Origin of the sequence: Clostridium aceticum, from assembly GCF_001042715.1 — a bacterium.
Taxonomy (GTDB): Bacteria; Bacillota; Clostridia; order Peptostreptococcales; family Natronincolaceae; genus Andreesenella; species Andreesenella acetica.
Window position 1 is genome coordinate 3,113,787 of record NZ_CP009687.1, and the last position, 15,845, is coordinate 3,129,631.

General features: G+C 34.8%; 14 protein-coding genes. 1 reads left to right on the top strand and 13 read right to left on the bottom strand.

The genetic code is table 11. The features are described from left to right. Positions 1-114: 114 nt before the first annotated feature. The 6 genes from CACET_RS14320 to CACET_RS14345 all read right to left on the bottom strand — a co-directional run bounded on the left by CACET_RS14320 (position 115) and on the right by CACET_RS14345 (position 8,092). The gene (locus CACET_RS14320; RefSeq protein WP_044824952.1) at positions 115-573 is read right to left on the bottom strand and encodes an ABC transporter ATP-binding protein; all 459 of its coding nucleotides are present in this window, start codon (positions 571-573) and stop codon (positions 115-117) included. Between the two features lie 471 nt (positions 574-1,044). After that, a complete protein-coding gene (locus CACET_RS14325; RefSeq protein WP_044824914.1) occupies positions 1,045-1,797 on the bottom strand; it encodes an ABC transporter permease in 753 nt (250 codons plus the stop codon). Next, positions 1,772-2,806, bottom strand: coding sequence for an ABC transporter substrate-binding protein (locus CACET_RS14330; protein WP_044824915.1), 1,035 nt, complete (start codon positions 2,804-2,806; stop codon positions 1,772-1,774). Before CACET_RS14330 ends, CACET_RS14325 begins: the two co-directional genes overlap by 26 nt. 114 nt (positions 2,807-2,920) lie before the next feature. Further along, positions 2,921-3,631, bottom strand: coding sequence for an ABC transporter ATP-binding protein (locus CACET_RS14335; RefSeq protein WP_144414783.1), 711 nt, complete (start codon positions 3,629-3,631; stop codon positions 2,921-2,923). Between the two features lie 88 nt (positions 3,632-3,719). Continuing rightward, on the bottom strand, positions 3,720-4,067 hold the full coding sequence (locus CACET_RS14340; protein WP_044824916.1) for a cupin domain-containing protein: 348 nt from the start codon (positions 4,065-4,067) through the stop codon (positions 3,720-3,722). Between the two features lie 20 nt (positions 4,068-4,087). Continuing rightward, on the bottom strand, positions 4,088-8,092 hold the full coding sequence (locus tag CACET_RS14345) for an acyl-CoA dehydratase activase (RefSeq protein WP_044824917.1): 4,005 nt from the start codon (positions 8,090-8,092) through the stop codon (positions 4,088-4,090). A gap of 321 nt (positions 8,093-8,413) precedes the next feature. Between CACET_RS14345 and CACET_RS14350 the strand changes: the two genes are divergently transcribed. Next, the gene (locus CACET_RS14350) at positions 8,414-9,094 is read left to right on the top strand and encodes a Crp/Fnr family transcriptional regulator (protein WP_044824918.1); all 681 of its coding nucleotides are present in this window, start codon (positions 8,414-8,416) and stop codon (positions 9,092-9,094) included. Positions 9,095-9,199: 105 nt separating this feature from the next. On the opposite strand, the gene CACET_RS14355 is transcribed toward CACET_RS14350, so the two are convergent. The 7 genes from CACET_RS14355 to CACET_RS14385 all read right to left on the bottom strand — a co-directional run bounded on the left by CACET_RS14355 (position 9,200) and on the right by CACET_RS14385 (position 15,810). Further along, entirely contained in the window at positions 9,200-9,487 is a 288-nt protein-coding gene (locus CACET_RS14355) for a hypothetical protein (protein WP_044824919.1), read from the bottom strand. 39 nt (positions 9,488-9,526) lie between these two features. Continuing rightward, positions 9,527-10,345, bottom strand: coding sequence for a hypothetical protein (locus CACET_RS14360; RefSeq protein WP_044824920.1), 819 nt, complete (start codon positions 10,343-10,345; stop codon positions 9,527-9,529). A 2-nt stretch (positions 10,346-10,347) separates the two neighbouring features. Further along, entirely contained in the window at positions 10,348-12,555 is a 2,208-nt protein-coding gene (locus CACET_RS14365; RefSeq protein WP_044824921.1) for a heavy metal translocating P-type ATPase, read from the bottom strand. 28 nt (positions 12,556-12,583) lie between these two features. Next, complete coding sequence (locus CACET_RS14370; protein ID WP_044824922.1) at positions 12,584-12,982, bottom strand: HMA2 domain-containing protein; 399 nt, start codon at positions 12,980-12,982, stop codon at positions 12,584-12,586. Further along, on the bottom strand, positions 12,975-13,499 hold the full coding sequence (locus CACET_RS14375) for an HMA2 domain-containing protein (protein ID WP_044824923.1): 525 nt from the start codon (positions 13,497-13,499) through the stop codon (positions 12,975-12,977). Before CACET_RS14375 ends, CACET_RS14370 begins: the two co-directional genes overlap by 8 nt. A 165-nt stretch (positions 13,500-13,664) precedes the next feature. Further along, the gene (locus CACET_RS14380; protein ID WP_341410468.1) at positions 13,665-15,524 is read right to left on the bottom strand and encodes an HAD-IC family P-type ATPase; all 1,860 of its coding nucleotides are present in this window, start codon (positions 15,522-15,524) and stop codon (positions 13,665-13,667) included. A 13-nt stretch (positions 15,525-15,537) separates the two neighbouring features. Next, positions 15,538-15,810, bottom strand: a complete 273-nt coding sequence (locus CACET_RS14385; RefSeq protein WP_044824925.1) for a hypothetical protein — start codon at positions 15,808-15,810, stop codon at positions 15,538-15,540. Between the last annotated feature and the right edge of the window lie 35 nt (positions 15,811-15,845).

Here is a 15,845-nt window from a genome sequence, read left to right on the forward strand (position 1 = left end):
ACACGCTATTACAATTTTAAACTTAGATGATATTAATAAAATCTTTCTTGTTATATAATGGATTTAGTTAATAGAGGCAACCTATCCTCTTGTTATCTACATCTACATGCATAATTATTCGTGTATTATGCCTGCAGCAATAGTCAGTTTTCTCTTCATCCCTTTTGAATAGGCTTTAAAAAGTTTTTTTCCTGTATCAGAAAGCCCAAATTCCTCCAATAAGATCTTTGCCTTTTTTTCTCTTTTAACTTTTTCAATTCCGTAAAGAGATCCACAAAAAGCAAGGTTATCAAATCCGTTCATTTCATCATAAAGGTTGCTTTCGTCGGGCACGATGCCAATTGCATGCTGTGCCTTCTTTATATTCTTCACACAATCTATTTCTGACAGCATAATTGAACCGCCTGTAGGTCTTACTAGTCCCGTAAGCATATTTATAGTAGTGGTTTTTCCTGCACCGTTGGGTCCTAGAAAACCAAAAATTTCGCCCTTCTTAATAGAGAAGTCTATCCCTTTAACTGCCATAAAATCTCCGTAATTTTTAGTCAGATTATTCACCTCTAATATATTCAAGCTAACCCTCCTTTTTTGAAACCTAGGAAGATGAGCAACTATCTATGCTATTTAGGTAAAATATGCTTGCTCATCCTTCCAAATATGGTATTATTTTTTTTCGTTATCGCAAGGATGTTATTTTTCGTGTCCATGGCATTCTTTAATCTGCTTCTCACTGCACTTACCATCTTTAGGCTTTAACTCAGGATGTGTACACGTATCTTTGTTGTTTTCACTCATCATCTTCACCTCCTTTCATTAACAATATTTAATCTGAAATTTTTACATAGTAATAGATTATGAAATATAATTTAATTAAGCATTTACTTAATTAAATTATATTCTGATTAACTATATTTGTCAATAATATACAAATCGTGTGTATTGATTTTTCTTACCATTTAGTATAGTCATGAAAAATAAATAAAAAAGAACATTAATTATTAACAAGCCATAATTAATGCTCTTTTATTTTAAATTTTTATCTAGCTAGTTTCTTTGCATCAATTTTACTATGCCATCCAAAACCGCAGCCATTACAATGGCAATAATTGCCCAAGCAAATACCCCTGCTGTGTTAAGATTAGCTTTTTCTATTTGAAAGTTTGTTCCCATAGAAATTTTTGGTTGACTTAGCACTTCTGCTGCTATAACGATTTTTAGGTTTAAACCTAATGCAGTTGAAGCACCTGCAATTAAATAAGATTTTATAGAAGGAATATATAGTTCTTTTATCACTTTAACTTTGTTTACTTGATATAATTTTACCATTTCTATCAGTTTCTCATCTACACTTCTGATTCCTTCAACAACATTATAGTATAAAAGTGGAAAGATCACTAAGAAACCTACTAGAATAGGGGCCTTCTCTGACTCCAGCCATATAAGGGCTAAAAGAATTACTGCCATGGTTGGAATCGCTTTGTTGATGACTATTACAGGTTTCAGTAAATAATATACAGGTTTAAAAAAGCCAGCAAGCATACCTAAAATAAGGGCCAGCAGAAAGGCTATAGAAAATCCCAGCATAGACCTAATTAGTGTACTTAATATAGACTGCAAGAAATTTTCTGCTCTGATAATCATGATTAACTTACTGAAGGTAGCTTCCGGTGAAGGTAGAATAATTTCTTTTCCCACCCATATAGCTAAAATTTTCCACAATAGAATTAATACTACTACAGAAATAATCGTATAGATTATCTCTTTGTACTCTTTATTTTTTGAAGTAGAAATCATCATCCGGTAGTTTACCTCCCACTATATCCGGTGAATAATCATGTAATATTTTTAAATAGGTTTCAATAGCACTTTTAGCCTCTGTGACATTGACAAATTTAATATTTGACCTTTCCATACCTTTTTCCACCACTTGTGGATTTAATCCAGTTTGTAATTCTTCGCTGTAAATTCCTGCTTCAGTTGGATAATCATTTGCCCAGTTTATACTGTCTTCAAACTCCTTCACAAAGGCTTCTACAAGCTCTGGGTATTTTTCTATGATATCTTTTTTTATAATTAAAGAAGCTTGTGGATAACTGGAGTCCATGTTTGTTGTCTTTGCCCATTCTTCTTGGAGATTTAAGACTATTTTTGTACCTTCCTTCTTCATAAGTACATTTGAAAGTACTGGTTCAGGTATAACAGAAATTTTACTTTTTCCTGCTATAAAAGCAGATGCCAGTTCAGTTGCTTCTCCAAGGTAGTTTAAAGTTACATCCTTTTCAGGATCTATGCCATTATTGCTTAATAAGTATCTTAATACAATATCAGGGGTTAAACCTCTGCCAATGGTATGAATTTCTTTTCCTTTTAAATCATGCCAATCATTTATATCTTCACTGCTTACTAAATACAGTACCCCCCATACATTAGAAGCTGCTAATTGATAAGGTATTCCTTTATTATAAATATTTGCTGCAAGATTGGTTGGAACTACTGCAATATCTACTTCACTTGACATTAGTCTTGAAGCCATTAAATCCGGCGATTTAACAGACTCATAGCTTACTTCTACGTTTTTTCCTAAAGAAGGATTTTCTTTAAACATCTTTATCATACTAAGAGTCGGTGCACCTGAAGGTGCTGCAACCTTAATATGAATTTTTTCCTCTTGTTTGACTTCAGCAGCAGCTTCTACATCATTTTCTGCCTGTGTACTCCCAGGCTGACGTTTTGAGCTATTTGAACAACCTACAGCTAGAACGCTGATCAGCACTAAGGTTAAAAGCAAACCCATCATTCTTTTCATTTTTATTCACTCCCCTTATTTATCTTACACGATGCATCACAGGAACAGTTCCATGCTTTTCCTGTGGTCCTTCACTATGTTTGAGCACCATTGGAACCATTCCCATGACTTTGCCTATGCACCTTTTTTCTTTTTTTTAGCTAATAAGTCTATAATCTCGCTGCGAATTTCAATAAATTTTTTATCCTGCAATTTTCTTTCATCCTGAGGGCAATCTATTTGAAAAATTTTTAATATGTTTGTGGGTCTATCAGACAAAACAATGATTCTATTTCCTAAAAGTAAAGCCTCGTCTATTTCATGTGTTACAAATACAATAGCATTCTTCGTTTTTTTCCAAAGCTTAATCAAGTGATTTAGCATATTTTTTCTTAAATCATAGTCTAAAGATTTAAAAGGTTCATCCATAAGAAGTAGTTCTGATTGGTAGTTAAAGGCCCTGGCTATTGAACATCTTTGCCTCATGCCTCCACTAAGTTCATGTGGAAACTTGTTTTCAAAACCCTTCAAACCCATATCTGCTATTAATTCATCAACTTCTTCTTTACTACTGTACTGATCTACTAATTTTATATTTTTATATACCGTTCTCCACGGCAGCAGTCTATCTTCTTGAAATACATAGGCTATTTTATTACTTTTGTTCATTAGTTCCCCTTCATCAGGTTTGATTAAACCTGATATGAGATTTAAAATCGTAGACTTTCCACAACCTGAAGGTCCTATGATACAAAGGATTTCACTTTCCTTTATCTCAAGGGAAAGATTATTAAAAACCTGTATATCCTTATACTTTTTATGGATTTTTTTTAATTGTAATATCATGATTCACCCACCTTTATGAACAGCATGGTTTAATTAAAAATAATTTTCATTATCATTCTCTATCTGTACTTATTTTACTTCTAATCTCTTACTTTGCTGGTTTTACAACAATCAATAACATCTTAAATTTCTCAACTGCCTTCAAGTCATGGGGTATATTTGCAGGCATCACTGTAGTTTCTCCTTCTGATAAGATTAATTTCTTCTCTCCAATGGTAATTTCTACACTACCGTCTAAAATATATACCATGGCATCACCAGGTGCTGAATGGGTACTTATTCCTTCCCCTTGATCAAAGGCAAATAAGGTGATACTCAATCCCTCCCTCTGTGCTAAGGTTCTGCTTATGACTTTTCCTTCTTGGTAAGTTGTAAGCTCCTTCATATTTAATGCCTCTGCAAAGGGTATGTTTTTTATAAACTTTTCTTTTTCCATAAATGATTCCTCCTATTTATTTAGATATAGTACATAAAAGATTTGATCTTTGTCTCGTCGTTTTCATTTTTATTTCCATCAAAGGTTAAATGAAGTACAGGCTTTAAAAGTTTTTCATCAACTCCTTTATATAATAGATTTAATATGATATTTGTATTTTCATACATTGATGCTGCAGTGATTATGCCGTCAATATTGTTGAAACTAGACACTATTTTTGCTTGACGGTATCTTCCATTTCCGCCGGAATAATACTTCATTCTTTCATCTGCCGCAGCAATTAGATGACTTAAATCCTTTGCAAAGGGACTCTCATCTGCTAAACACTCAGATATAGCATGGATATAATACTCAAACCTATTTAATCTCTGGCGTAATATTGGGGATTTTTTGTCTAGTTTTTTCGTTAAAAAGTCCCCCCATATAAACCACATATACTCACTTAAAGGACTATAGATGACTCTATTTTCCTCCTCCTCAATATGATTGAAGGTAAAGTTATTCATAAAATCATTAAAAAGAACCATAGGTTCCCCTATCACAAAAATCCTTTTCTTGCTTTTTTTGAGTTTTAACTCAGTATATATTTTTTTTGCTATTTCCTTTAGATGATTTATTTTAAAATTACTATTTTTAATTCCTGCAAGAATTTCACACAAGTACTTATCTCTATCACCTTTAGGTGCCATTCTAATAAGATCTCCTGCCAATAAGCTTAAGTAAATCCCTTCAGCATCTTCATCTTCATGTAATACATCTTCTATGAAGGGGGCAATGATCTCTACATGATGAAAACCTTCTTCGTTCAGCTTCATCCTCAACAGACGATCATATTGTCCATTGGCTTCTGTACCCTCTGACTTAGGTATAAAGAAGGCCATGTTTTCTTCATCTTTTTTAGATGCATAAAGTTTCTTGAAAACATCTCCCAATATTGCTGTCAAAGAAAAATATTCTTTTGTGATGGTAAATTTTCTTCCTATATCAACAGAAGTGCTATTTGTCATGGGCAAAACATCCGCCTTTATTCCCTTTTTAAGCAACAGCTCCTTCAACAGGGTTGAATAAGGATATAAGTAGGGTAAATACACTACCCCTTTATCTTTTAATTCATGAAAACTATTTTTTATATTCACCTCCTTATGTGCAACCCTATTAGAGTAGGTCTTTAAATCCTCAGCTTTTCTCATCTCTACTTCCTTTGTTTTTAAGCTGTTTACAAAAGCCTCCACCCTGGTTAGTACCCCAACACTGGAGGAATGTTCATCTACTTCAATGCTTAAATAAGGCTTTCCCTTCATTTCCTCTCGAAAGTAGTGGGCTAATATTGTATCTGGACCGCAGCCATGATTGGTAATGTAAATGGCATATAAATTAGGATGCTGTTTTACAATCTGTGCTCCAGATAAAATATGTTGTCCAAAGGGCCAATACATATTAGGATATTCTTTAGAGGTATCATGGGTATGGGCTGGTAGATTGGAGAGTGTCAAGACTTTATATCCCATAGCCATCAGTTTTTTAGGTATACCCATGTTAAGTACTGGATCACTCACCCCATAGGCCCTTGTAATAATCACAAAGGCTTTTTCACCTGGCTTTAGTTTTTTGACGGCTTCCTGTCCTATCATCTCAACCTTTTTCTCAAAGATTTTTAAAGACTGCATACCTTTTTGTAGAGCAAGCATAGTTTGAATTGTACTTTTTCCAAGGCTTTTTCCTAATTCTAGTAGAGTGCTCATCATATATTTTTTCCCAAATTTAAATGATAGAACTGGTGATAACAGTTTTATTCCTTTTTTTTCTAATTCCATCGCCTGGTTAATCATAGCAGGTGCCGCCTGCATATACACACAGCCATAGTCCTGTCTGCTCTTTGATATAGGATGGGTCATGGTATATAGGGCAGGTAGAAATAAATAGTTTACCTTTTTATTCATCAATTCCGCCACATGACCATGAATTAACTTTACAGGATAGCAGGTTTCGTCCAGAGAATACTCTTGACTTAACTTAATGGTTTCTTCATCTGTTGAATTCGATAAAAGTACATTGAAACCTAACTCCTTAAAAAACACATGAAACATAGGGAATAGTTTATGCAGAAATAAAACCCTTGGTATACCTACTGTTTCTTTTTGGGGATCAATGGAAGCATCATATCCTTTTAAATATAGCTTCTCAATTTCATTATAAATTTTTCCCTCACCCTCTGTCTTAGGCTGATAATGCTTTTGTTTCTCATCAAATTGTATTTTTGTATCAAAATTTAATCCCTTGAATTTACTCTTTTCCTCCAGCATTTCTTCTTTTGCCAAAATTGCAACACCATAGGCACCTGTTACACTGAAAAAAGGAGGAACAAACAATTTATCTCCTAGAAGTGCTCTGAAGGCATTGATAACTCCTTGATTATATGCTACCCCTCCTTGGAAAAATATTTTATTTCCTATTTTCTTCTGTCCCACCACCTTGTTAAGATAATTTTTTGCAATAGCATAACAAAGTCCTGAAGCAAGCTGATCTATCTTAACACCCTTTGATAAACTAGCTGCTATGTTTGCTTCAATAAATACTGTACATCTTTCTCCTAAGTTCACTGGATAATGACTGTTTAGAGCAATTTCTCCAAAATCATTTACGGGTATATTCAGCTTTTTAGCCTGTTCTTCAATAAAAGAACCGGTTCCTGCCGCACAGATTTTATTCATTTCAAAGTCTGTTACAACACCATTTTCAAGTCTGATATATTTAGAGTCCTGCCCCCCTATTTCAAAGATGGTGTCCACGCTGTCGTCTATTGTCACTGCTGCCTTTGCCTGAGCAGTAATTTCATCCTTAATGATATCTGCACCAATAAGCTCACCAATCATATATCTGCCAGAACCTGTGGTGCCCACCCCCATCATCTTTATCCTATCTCCAAACTCATATTTTAAATCCTTCAGACCCTTCCTCACAGCTTCAATAGGGTTTCCTAGAGTTTTTAGATATCTATAGGCAATGATTTCACTTTCTTTATTCATAAGAACCAAATTAGTACTTGTAGACCCTATGTCAATACCTAGATAACATTCTAAGTCGGTTTCTCCTATGGTTTTACAAAGGTGTTTATTTTCGCTGTCATTTTCTCCAAAAGCTTTTAATTTAGGAAACTGGGTCTTATCATCCTTTGCTTCATGACTGTCTTTTCTATTTTCTAAATGATCTAGGAGTTTTTGTAAGTCTATTTTTAGCTTATCTTTATTTGCTATTACAGCTGCCCCCAATGCACCAACATTACCACATTGCTGCGGTACAATTAATTCTCCTTCATCTAAACTCAAGACATCTTTTAGTGCCCTAATAATTCCTAAGTTATATGCAACACCACCAATAAATAGTATTGGCTTTCTAATAGGTAATTTTTTTATGACTGCTGCTTTATAGTTTTTAACCAAAGCGTAAGCCAGCCCTAGTAATAAATCTTCTACACAAACCCCTTCCTGTTGATGATGAATCAAATCTGTTTTAGCAAACACACTACATCTGCCTGCGATTCTTGGAATAGATTGTGCCTTCTCTGTGAAAATAGAATAGTCTTCTAGTTTTAAATCCAATCTAGATATTTGTTCCTCTAAAAAGGAACCTGTACCGGCAGAACAATCAGCATTAATCCCTATTTTTATTTGTGATTTATGATTTTTGTTAAATTCTGTAATATATTTTGCACTTTGCCCCCCAATTTCTATAATTGAACCAATTTTTTCCTCTGTGATCCTACTGCCTTCTACGATTGCCGTTACTTCATTTATATGTTGAATTTCTTGCTCCTCAGCTAAAAACTTACTTCCATTCCCTGTTATGGCTGCAAATTTTACATCCTCTAGTGCATACCTTGACAGTAAGTTATATATAGTTTCTTTTAAAACTTCTTGAATTCTTCCTTTGTGCAGCAAATATACTGTATGTTTTATTTCATTATTATTGTTGATCAATACAAGTTTTATTGAAGCGTATCCTATATCGATCCCTAAGCTGTACAATCAACCACCTCCTAATGTTCAATCTTTTCCTCCAAAACTGGTATCTATTGCAATTACTAAATTATACACACTTAGCCAAAGCCTTTGCCTCTACTATTCAAGAAGATTTTTAAAATAGTCAAAGTCACTACTAGTAATAGTAAACTGGAGTAAAAGTGATTTCCGAAGAAACTATTCAGCTTACTTTAGTGAAAATTCACCATGTAATTGTTATTGATTATCATTGTCATCAATGTTATGATTGTATTATACTACAATATAACTAATCAAAAAGTATCTCCTGCAACACTTTGATAATTTATTTTAGAAAGGAGCCTTGGCATGAATCCTATACTATTATCCCTGCAAGACTGCAACTTGTTTAAACTTAAGTCTTTAGAGGAAATTGACTCCCTCCTATCCCATATCCACTATAGCGTTGACACTTTTAAAGAAAATGAAGTTGTATTTTCCCCTTACCAAATTGCAGATAAGATGGGCATCATTTTGTCTGGTGCTGTAGATGTTCAAAAACTTTTTCCATGCGGAAAAGTTGTTATCCTCAATCGAAGAACAGCTTCAGATCTCATTGCTGAAGCTTCATTGTTTTCTAAAACAAAATATTATCCATCTACGATTTCTGCATGTACAACCTGCCAGATCTTATTTATACATAAAGATGAACTTTTGAAGTTATTTTTAATAGATGAAGGTATCATGTCATGTTTTTTAGAGTCTGTATCAAACCGTGTATTAGCATTAAATAGGAAAATTGAAGTTCTTTCTTTGACTTCTATCGCAGAAAAAATAGCGTACTTTTTGCTATATGACCATTACGATGATGATAACAGTACAATCCTGCTGCCTTTTTCAAAAAAGGCCTGGGCAGAGCATATGAATGTTTCAAGACCTTCACTTTTAAGGGAATTAAAGAAACTTGAAATAGATGGACTGATATCTATTGATAAAAGAGTGATCCAAATAAAGGATTTCCAGAGGTTAAAGGAAATCCTCCTTGACTAATCTTCTCCTCCACAAGAAATAGATTTAAAATATAATTTCCTTAACATTAAAAAAAGGGCATGAATGATGATTTTCTCACCATTCATGCCCTTACTTTTAAATTTTTTATGCAGATTGCACAGCTTGGTTTGTAGATTGTGCTATCTGATTATTTTGACCTATTTCTTTTTCTGCAATCAGATCTTCTATGCGCTCCTTCTCAAAAACCAATTCTTCTAAAGTCATATCATGATAAGATAGTGTTTTTGAGGGATTCATTTCAATTCCTTGCTGTCTTAAAAAATCGTCTACCTTCGCTTGGTTTTTTTTGTAGACATAGTAGCCTGCTGCACAAACCCCTACCCCCACCATGAAACCAGTAACATGATCTCTTGTAATATTCATATTTACCATATAATATCCTCTCCTTTTCATAGTTTATTTAAAAGCTTTTTACCTTCTTGCGTAAGCACATTTGTAAACAAAACCACTAGCCTTTTGAAGTCCTCTGCAGTAATTATTGTTAGCCGTTTCCATGTTCAATGGATTTTCTCTAAAGTTTAACTTGTTTATCGTGGTTTTAAAAAACTTTATTAATGAAATGATATTGAAAGCACTGGCATCATAAGAAATAATCGCATCATAATCTTCTGCATCTGTTGAACCCTCTATCACCTTATAGGCTTTTATATAGACATTTTTCAAAGGAACATCTGCGAAATGTCTTCCAAAGGTTAAGCCCCATGTAATGGCAGCTACTTTTAAATAGTTATTTTGTAAAATTCCATTGATTAAGTAGACCAGTGAAATTACTTCAAAATCGTATACTCCTTTTTCCTTGATCTCCATAATACCATGCTCTACTACTGCACCTGCTGTACCTAAAGCAGCAATTCCTTTAAAGCTGCTTTGTACTTGTGTAGGCATATGTAAGGCTGTTGTGGCAAAAGCCCCCAGTAACGATATACCCGAGTATACAGCCAGTGGAGAAATTTTTAAGGAACAGCATTTGGGTATGATTTTAATAGTTTTTAAATTATTTTGTAAAGAAAGCACAAAACCTAGTTGAATTAATACTTGTTCCTGCTTCAATTGATAACTTTTATACCTTATCAATAGTGTCCTTGTAATCGATGTATATTTTGTCATCAGTATATCAGTATTTTCCGTTAATTTTTCAATACTTTCCTGAATTCCATTTACATCAGGCAATATCCTTACTCTGATCCGGCCAGGAATACTGTGTAGTACCACAACACCTAAATTTTCCATGATTACACCTCTTTACTGATATCGTAAAATAGCAACCTTGCAGAGTTTAGGACTACAGCGATGGTGCTTGAATTGTGTAGAACTGCCGCCCAAAGTACAGGAATCACACCCATGGAGCCCAGTACAAGTCCTAAAGTATTAATTCCGATAGCAGATGCAAAGTTTTGCTTCACTATACTCATGGTCTTTTTCGATAGGTAAACAGTTTCTGGAATCAGTAGAGGATTATCACTGGCAATGGTAATGTCCGCAGATTCCATTGCAATATCTGTTTTACTTCCCCCCATAGCGATTCCCACATCTGCATAGGCTAATGCCGGTGCATCATTTATCCCATCTCCTACCATCGTAACCTTAGCCCCTCTGGATTGAAGTTGCAGTATTTTCCTAGCTTTATCTTCAGGAAGCATTTCTGATTCAAAGTCGTCCATAGCCATTCTATGGGATATGAAATCTGCTTGATGCTCTAAATCCCCTGTCAGTAGAATCATATCATCCATGCCCAGTAACCGCAATCTGTTGATGGATTTTTTCATATTCTCTCTGAGTTTATCTTGAATACCTATGATCCCTATGATTTTTTCGTCCTTTGCAACATACACAATAATCTCTTGTCGCTGCATCAATGTAAATATTTTTTCCTGTATAGAGGAAGTATCAATATGGTTTTCCTCCATAAAACGCATATTTCCTACCCGAATCACATGACCTTCTACAATAGTTTGCACCCCTCTTGCTACAAAGACTTCAATCTCTTCATGCTGAGGAATATTCCATCCACTGCCCTTCACCTTATCCAAGATAGCCAAAGCCAATGGATGACTAGAGGTTTCTTCAGCTGCTGCTGCCAGCTCCATCATTTCACGGGTCTCAATCCATGGATGTGCTGGTAGCATACTTGCCACCTGTGGTTTGCCTTCTGTAATGGTTCCTGTTTTATCAAGAATCAAGGTACGACTTTCTGCTAATTTTTCAATATAGTTGCCACCTTTGATTAATACACCATTGCGGGCAGCTGTATAAATAGATGCAGAAAACGCAGTAGCTGTAGACAATCGCACACCACAAGAATAGTCCACCACCAGCATATTTAAAGCACGGGTAGAATTCTTGGTGAAAAGATATACCATCAGTGCTAGTCCAAAGTTAAAGGGAATAAATTGAGCAGAGAATCTATCTGCAAACAATTGAATATCTGATTTTTGATAGGAGGCCTCTTCAACCAAATGCAGAATTCTAGCTACAGCTGTTTGATCCCCTACTTTTTCTGCCTTCACCCTCAGGAAGCCATTTTTCAGAACAGAACCAGCGAAAACCTGATCTCCTATAGTTTTTACAGCCGGCATATATTCTCCTGTGATAGAAGACTGGTCGATCACTGCCTCTCCTTCCTCCACCACCCCATCGATGCTAATTTTTTCTCCCGTATAAATCAGAATGCTGTCATTAGGTCTTACTTCTTGAACTCTAATTCTTTCTCTTTCTCCATCCTTCTTCATACGCCATGCAAAATCTTCTCCCACTGAAAGCATGTCTCTAATAGCATTACGAGTACGATCCATGGTATATGCTGTAAGCAACTCAGCAATGTCCGCCAATAGAATCGTAGTGAGGGCAGATATATCCTGTCCTGCTACAATCGAAGATAGCACCGCTACAGAAGTCAAGGTATCCGCATTAGGACGCATACTACTTTTAAAAGATGCTACACCGCTTTTAAATACAGGGATTGACATTATCATGCTGCTGACAGCAGGAAAGGTCAAAAACCTCTTCCATAGGTTTGCAGAAACAACAGCGGGACCCTTCAGAAAAAAGGAGGAAGCTAAAACTGCCCCAGTAATAGTAATCCGTGCTAAAATTTTGCTGATGGGTTCTTCTTGAAGGCTTCTTTCATCTACAGAAGTTAAACTTTTCATTTTACGCTCTGCTTGGAAGGATACAAGTGAATAAGAAGAAATCACAGATTCTATAATTTTTTTAATATCTTCTGGTGAAGCTTTGTCCTTGTCATAATAAATCAATACATTTTCAGTAATAATACTAATTTCACTATAGGTGATACAGCCTGCATTTCCTAAGTATTCCATAATTTCTTTTGTATATTTCCCCAAATATCGAAAAGCACGGGACCCAAGGCGAATACGTCCTGGTAGACTATGAATGACTTGACAATATAAAAGAGGACTTTCTTTCATCTTCCATACCATATATAATCTCCCCCTATTTTATGTTTTTTTATTTCGTAAACTTACTGCTAATGGTATGTAGATTGTTTTTAACGAGATGATAGAATTTGTTTAGTGTTTCCTGTAGATTATTTTCATTAACTCCCTGTAACTCTTTGTTGTGTATCTTTATAATTTGAATCATATTATCAATGTAAGCTAGAACTCTTTCTTCAGTAGTTTTACCAGGATCATAATGAATCAAGAGGCTGCTTGTTACGGGGCTAAAGGAAACAGTATTCACACCAGGGATTAGAGAAAAAAGTCGATTCATCCAATCATTATCTACTTTAAGGTTTTCAGGAATCATCTTAGCCACAGGCGCATAAATACGCAATCTTCCCGGTAAGCTATGTACTACTTCTACTTTATCAAAATAAAGAAAAACCTTTGTAATAAAATCAAACATGCTGTTTTTCCCTCCTACTCATCAAATGAGAATAACTCCACCACAGTAAAGTGATCCCCCCCGGTAAGGTTGCTTGTGAACGTAAAACTTGTCGTATACCCAAGATTCCTAAAAGCATTGGCACTCCTGACCATAAGTCAACCAATCCTTTAGAATAGTCATATATTGCATGGTTCAAAGCACTGGCGATATTATTAATTTCCTTTGTAAGAATAGGCTGAGGAATACGCTCTAGTTCCTCCTCCAAACCCAGCAGTTTGATTACAACACCAAAAACAATCGTTGGAGGAATTTCTTCTTCATTATAATTTATAAGAACACTGCCGCTGATTGTGTTTGTTTCCACTGCGATGATACCTTTTAACTTAACCATCTGAGTATTGATTATATCGGCGTTTTGCGGATTTCCCACAATTAGAGGGACATAAAAACGCACCCTTCCCTTCAAGAAACTTTTTGTCTCAATAACGCCTGGAAAATTCGGCATACATAGCTTTTTTTCCATCGTTTTTATCACAATCTCTCACCTCTTCTCCGTGATATTTACTTAAAAATAGTCCGTCTTCTTAACTTTATTTCATACTATACCCATTATTTTACTTTAATCAACCTTTATTTACAACTTTTTTCTTCTAATAATTAATCCTATATATAAAACCGTTATCAAAATATGATAACGGTTTTATCCCAACACTTCACCCTCATGAAGAAGTTTATATTCTCTCTTTGGATTAAAATACTCTATTCTTTTACTCAGCAGCAACACCAACAATGAATTGATCGTATTCAAAGATTTTGCTGTATAGGGATTAAATGGGATAAATACCGCTAGAATCCCTAATGTGATATTATACATCTTAGAAAAATTAGTATGTTGTTCTATTGCTCTATAGGATCTTTGAGATAGTTGAATAAAATCTGCCACCTTATATAGATCATCTTCAAATATGATACAATCTGAATAAAGTTTGACTTTATCACAGGAAGAGCTTACTAAACCAACGCTTATATCTGCGTAACGCATAGCTTCTAGGTCATTAACCCCATCTCCTACCATCATAATCTCATCTGTCGTTTTTAGCTCCCCAATTATTTTTCCTTTTTCTTCTCTACTGCATTCACTATATATATTATCAATCCCCAAGACTTCCCCTGCATAATTAGCCTTAGAAGCAGTATCCCCCGTAAGTAAAGATAATCTTGTAATACCTTGTTTTTTTAAAGCGTTTATTAAAGCATAAGCATCTTCTCGTATTAGATCCTTAGGTACATCATTAGGGTAAAACTCAGTGTCCATAGTGGCCTCTGCTTTCCCCTGACTCAACGTCCCAGTCTTATCAAAGGCTACATGATTGATGTAGGCTGCTTTTTCTATTGCGGCAGGACGTTTAAGAAAAATTTTATGTTTTCCTAATAAATGGAGATAGCTATTCATTCCTGTATGAACAGCCAATTCAGAAGCAGTAGGACAAAGCAAAAGTACGATTCCTAAAGCATTTAATAAATTTCCCGTAACTAGATAATTAATAAAGGCTAGTACAATTGAAAAACTGCCTATTCCTTCCTGATAGTTAGTTACCTTTTGATAGATACGCATTTCCTCTACAGCATGATAAGCTCTTTCCATTTTATGAGGCAGATTTGTAACTTCTATGATAATATCCCCGTCTAAAACTCTCATTCCCTCGTGAACTTGATCCTGCGGCATCATTTCTAATATACTTAACTGCCCAGTGCCATATATTCCATCAATAAGAGCTTTGCCTTCTATAATTACACCATCTGTAGGAAGAATATCTCCTTTTTGTAGATGAATTTTTTCTCCCACCCTTAAATCTGCAATAGGCATTAACATTTTCTCACCTTGCAAAGTTTCTATTGTTACTAGGTCCATATTTTCTACTATACTTTGATGAAGAATTCTCAGATACTCCACTTCTGTAGCATATCTTAAGTAATCATTTATATATCTAAAGCTTAGCAGTAAACACCCCATGCCATCCTCCCTAAGAAAAATCAGAGAGATGGCTGTAATCCTTAACAAAACATCCGACAATCTAGGGGCTTTATTTGAGATATGTTTAAAAAACCGCTTGAGTGCTGGATAGCCTTCAACAGTGGTAATGACGGAAGCAGTGATTAATAATCTTATGTGTCTACTGATAGGAAATACTCCAAACAAAGCATTTTTTACTTTAAACAATACATAAAGAGAGCCGTAAAATAAAAATCTATTTCTAGCTTTTTTTTGATTTTGTATGGCACTTAGATAAGTCTTGTTCTGCGTTAAAACAAGACTTTTTCCTTCCTTTATATTTTTTAAGATGTCTTTTATTTCTTCTTGAATAGATACTTGATCTGTTTTTTCTATATCATAAACGATTAGCACAGAAGATGTATAATAATTTACCCTACTGTATTTTACTCCTATCAATTTTTCTATAGCAATATGCATAGTTTCTGCTATTTTTTTGTCATACAGTTGGGGACTTTTTAATCGCATCCTCCCTGGCAGAACATGAACTTCCTCCACAGCCAACACCTCTATCTTCTTTTTACAGTGGGGTTAGATTTTCCTTACATTCATTAATTTTTCTTTTCATTTCCTGCATCCTCTTCTGCAATACTAAAACTTCCTCTTGAATTTTCTTGTTACCTTCGAATCCATCAAAGTTTCCTCCGTTGTTTATCCCTCTAAACTCTTTTTCAAAGCCAGTATCTGTATTCTTAATAGGTTTATCTTCCCTGCCGTGACTTTCCTTTAGGGTTGAATATACAAAATAACCGACTATACCTAAGCTTAGGCCATAAATAATCTTTTTTCTCATGGTACATATCCATCTCCCTTTATATATAAATATTT

Excerpts from the sequence above, each read along its gene's own strand:
- CACET_RS14325 (WP_044824914.1), bottom strand. The coding sequence starts at position 1,797 with ATGATGATTTCTACTTCAAAAAATAAAGAGTACAAAGAGATAATCTAT.
- CACET_RS14330 (WP_044824915.1), bottom strand. The coding sequence starts at position 2,806 with ATGAAAAGAATGATGGGTTTGCTTTTAACCTTAGTGCTGATCAGCGTT.
- CACET_RS14360 (WP_044824920.1), bottom strand. The coding sequence starts at position 10,345 with ATGGAAAATTTAGGTGTTGTGGTACTACACAGTATTCCTGGCCGGATC.
- CACET_RS14335 (WP_144414783.1), bottom strand. The coding sequence starts at position 3,631 with ATGATATTACAATTAAAAAAAATCCATAAAAAGTATAAGGATATACAG.
- CACET_RS14385 (WP_044824925.1), bottom strand. The coding sequence starts at position 15,810 with ATGAGAAAAAAGATTATTTATGGCCTAAGCTTAGGTATAGTCGGTTAT.
- CACET_RS14355 (WP_044824919.1), bottom strand. The coding sequence starts at position 9,487 with ATGGTAAATATGAATATTACAAGAGATCATGTTACTGGTTTCATGGTG.
- CACET_RS14370 (WP_044824922.1), bottom strand. The coding sequence starts at position 12,982 with ATGTTTGATTTTATTACAAAGGTTTTTCTTTATTTTGATAAAGTAGAA.
- CACET_RS14365 (WP_044824921.1), bottom strand. The coding sequence starts at position 12,555 with ATGGTATGGAAGATGAAAGAAAGTCCTCTTTTATATTGTCAAGTCATT.
- CACET_RS14340 (WP_044824916.1), bottom strand. The coding sequence starts at position 4,067 with ATGGAAAAAGAAAAGTTTATAAAAAACATACCCTTTGCAGAGGCATTA.
- CACET_RS14350 (WP_044824918.1), top strand. The coding sequence starts at position 8,414 with ATGAATCCTATACTATTATCCCTGCAAGACTGCAACTTGTTTAAACTT.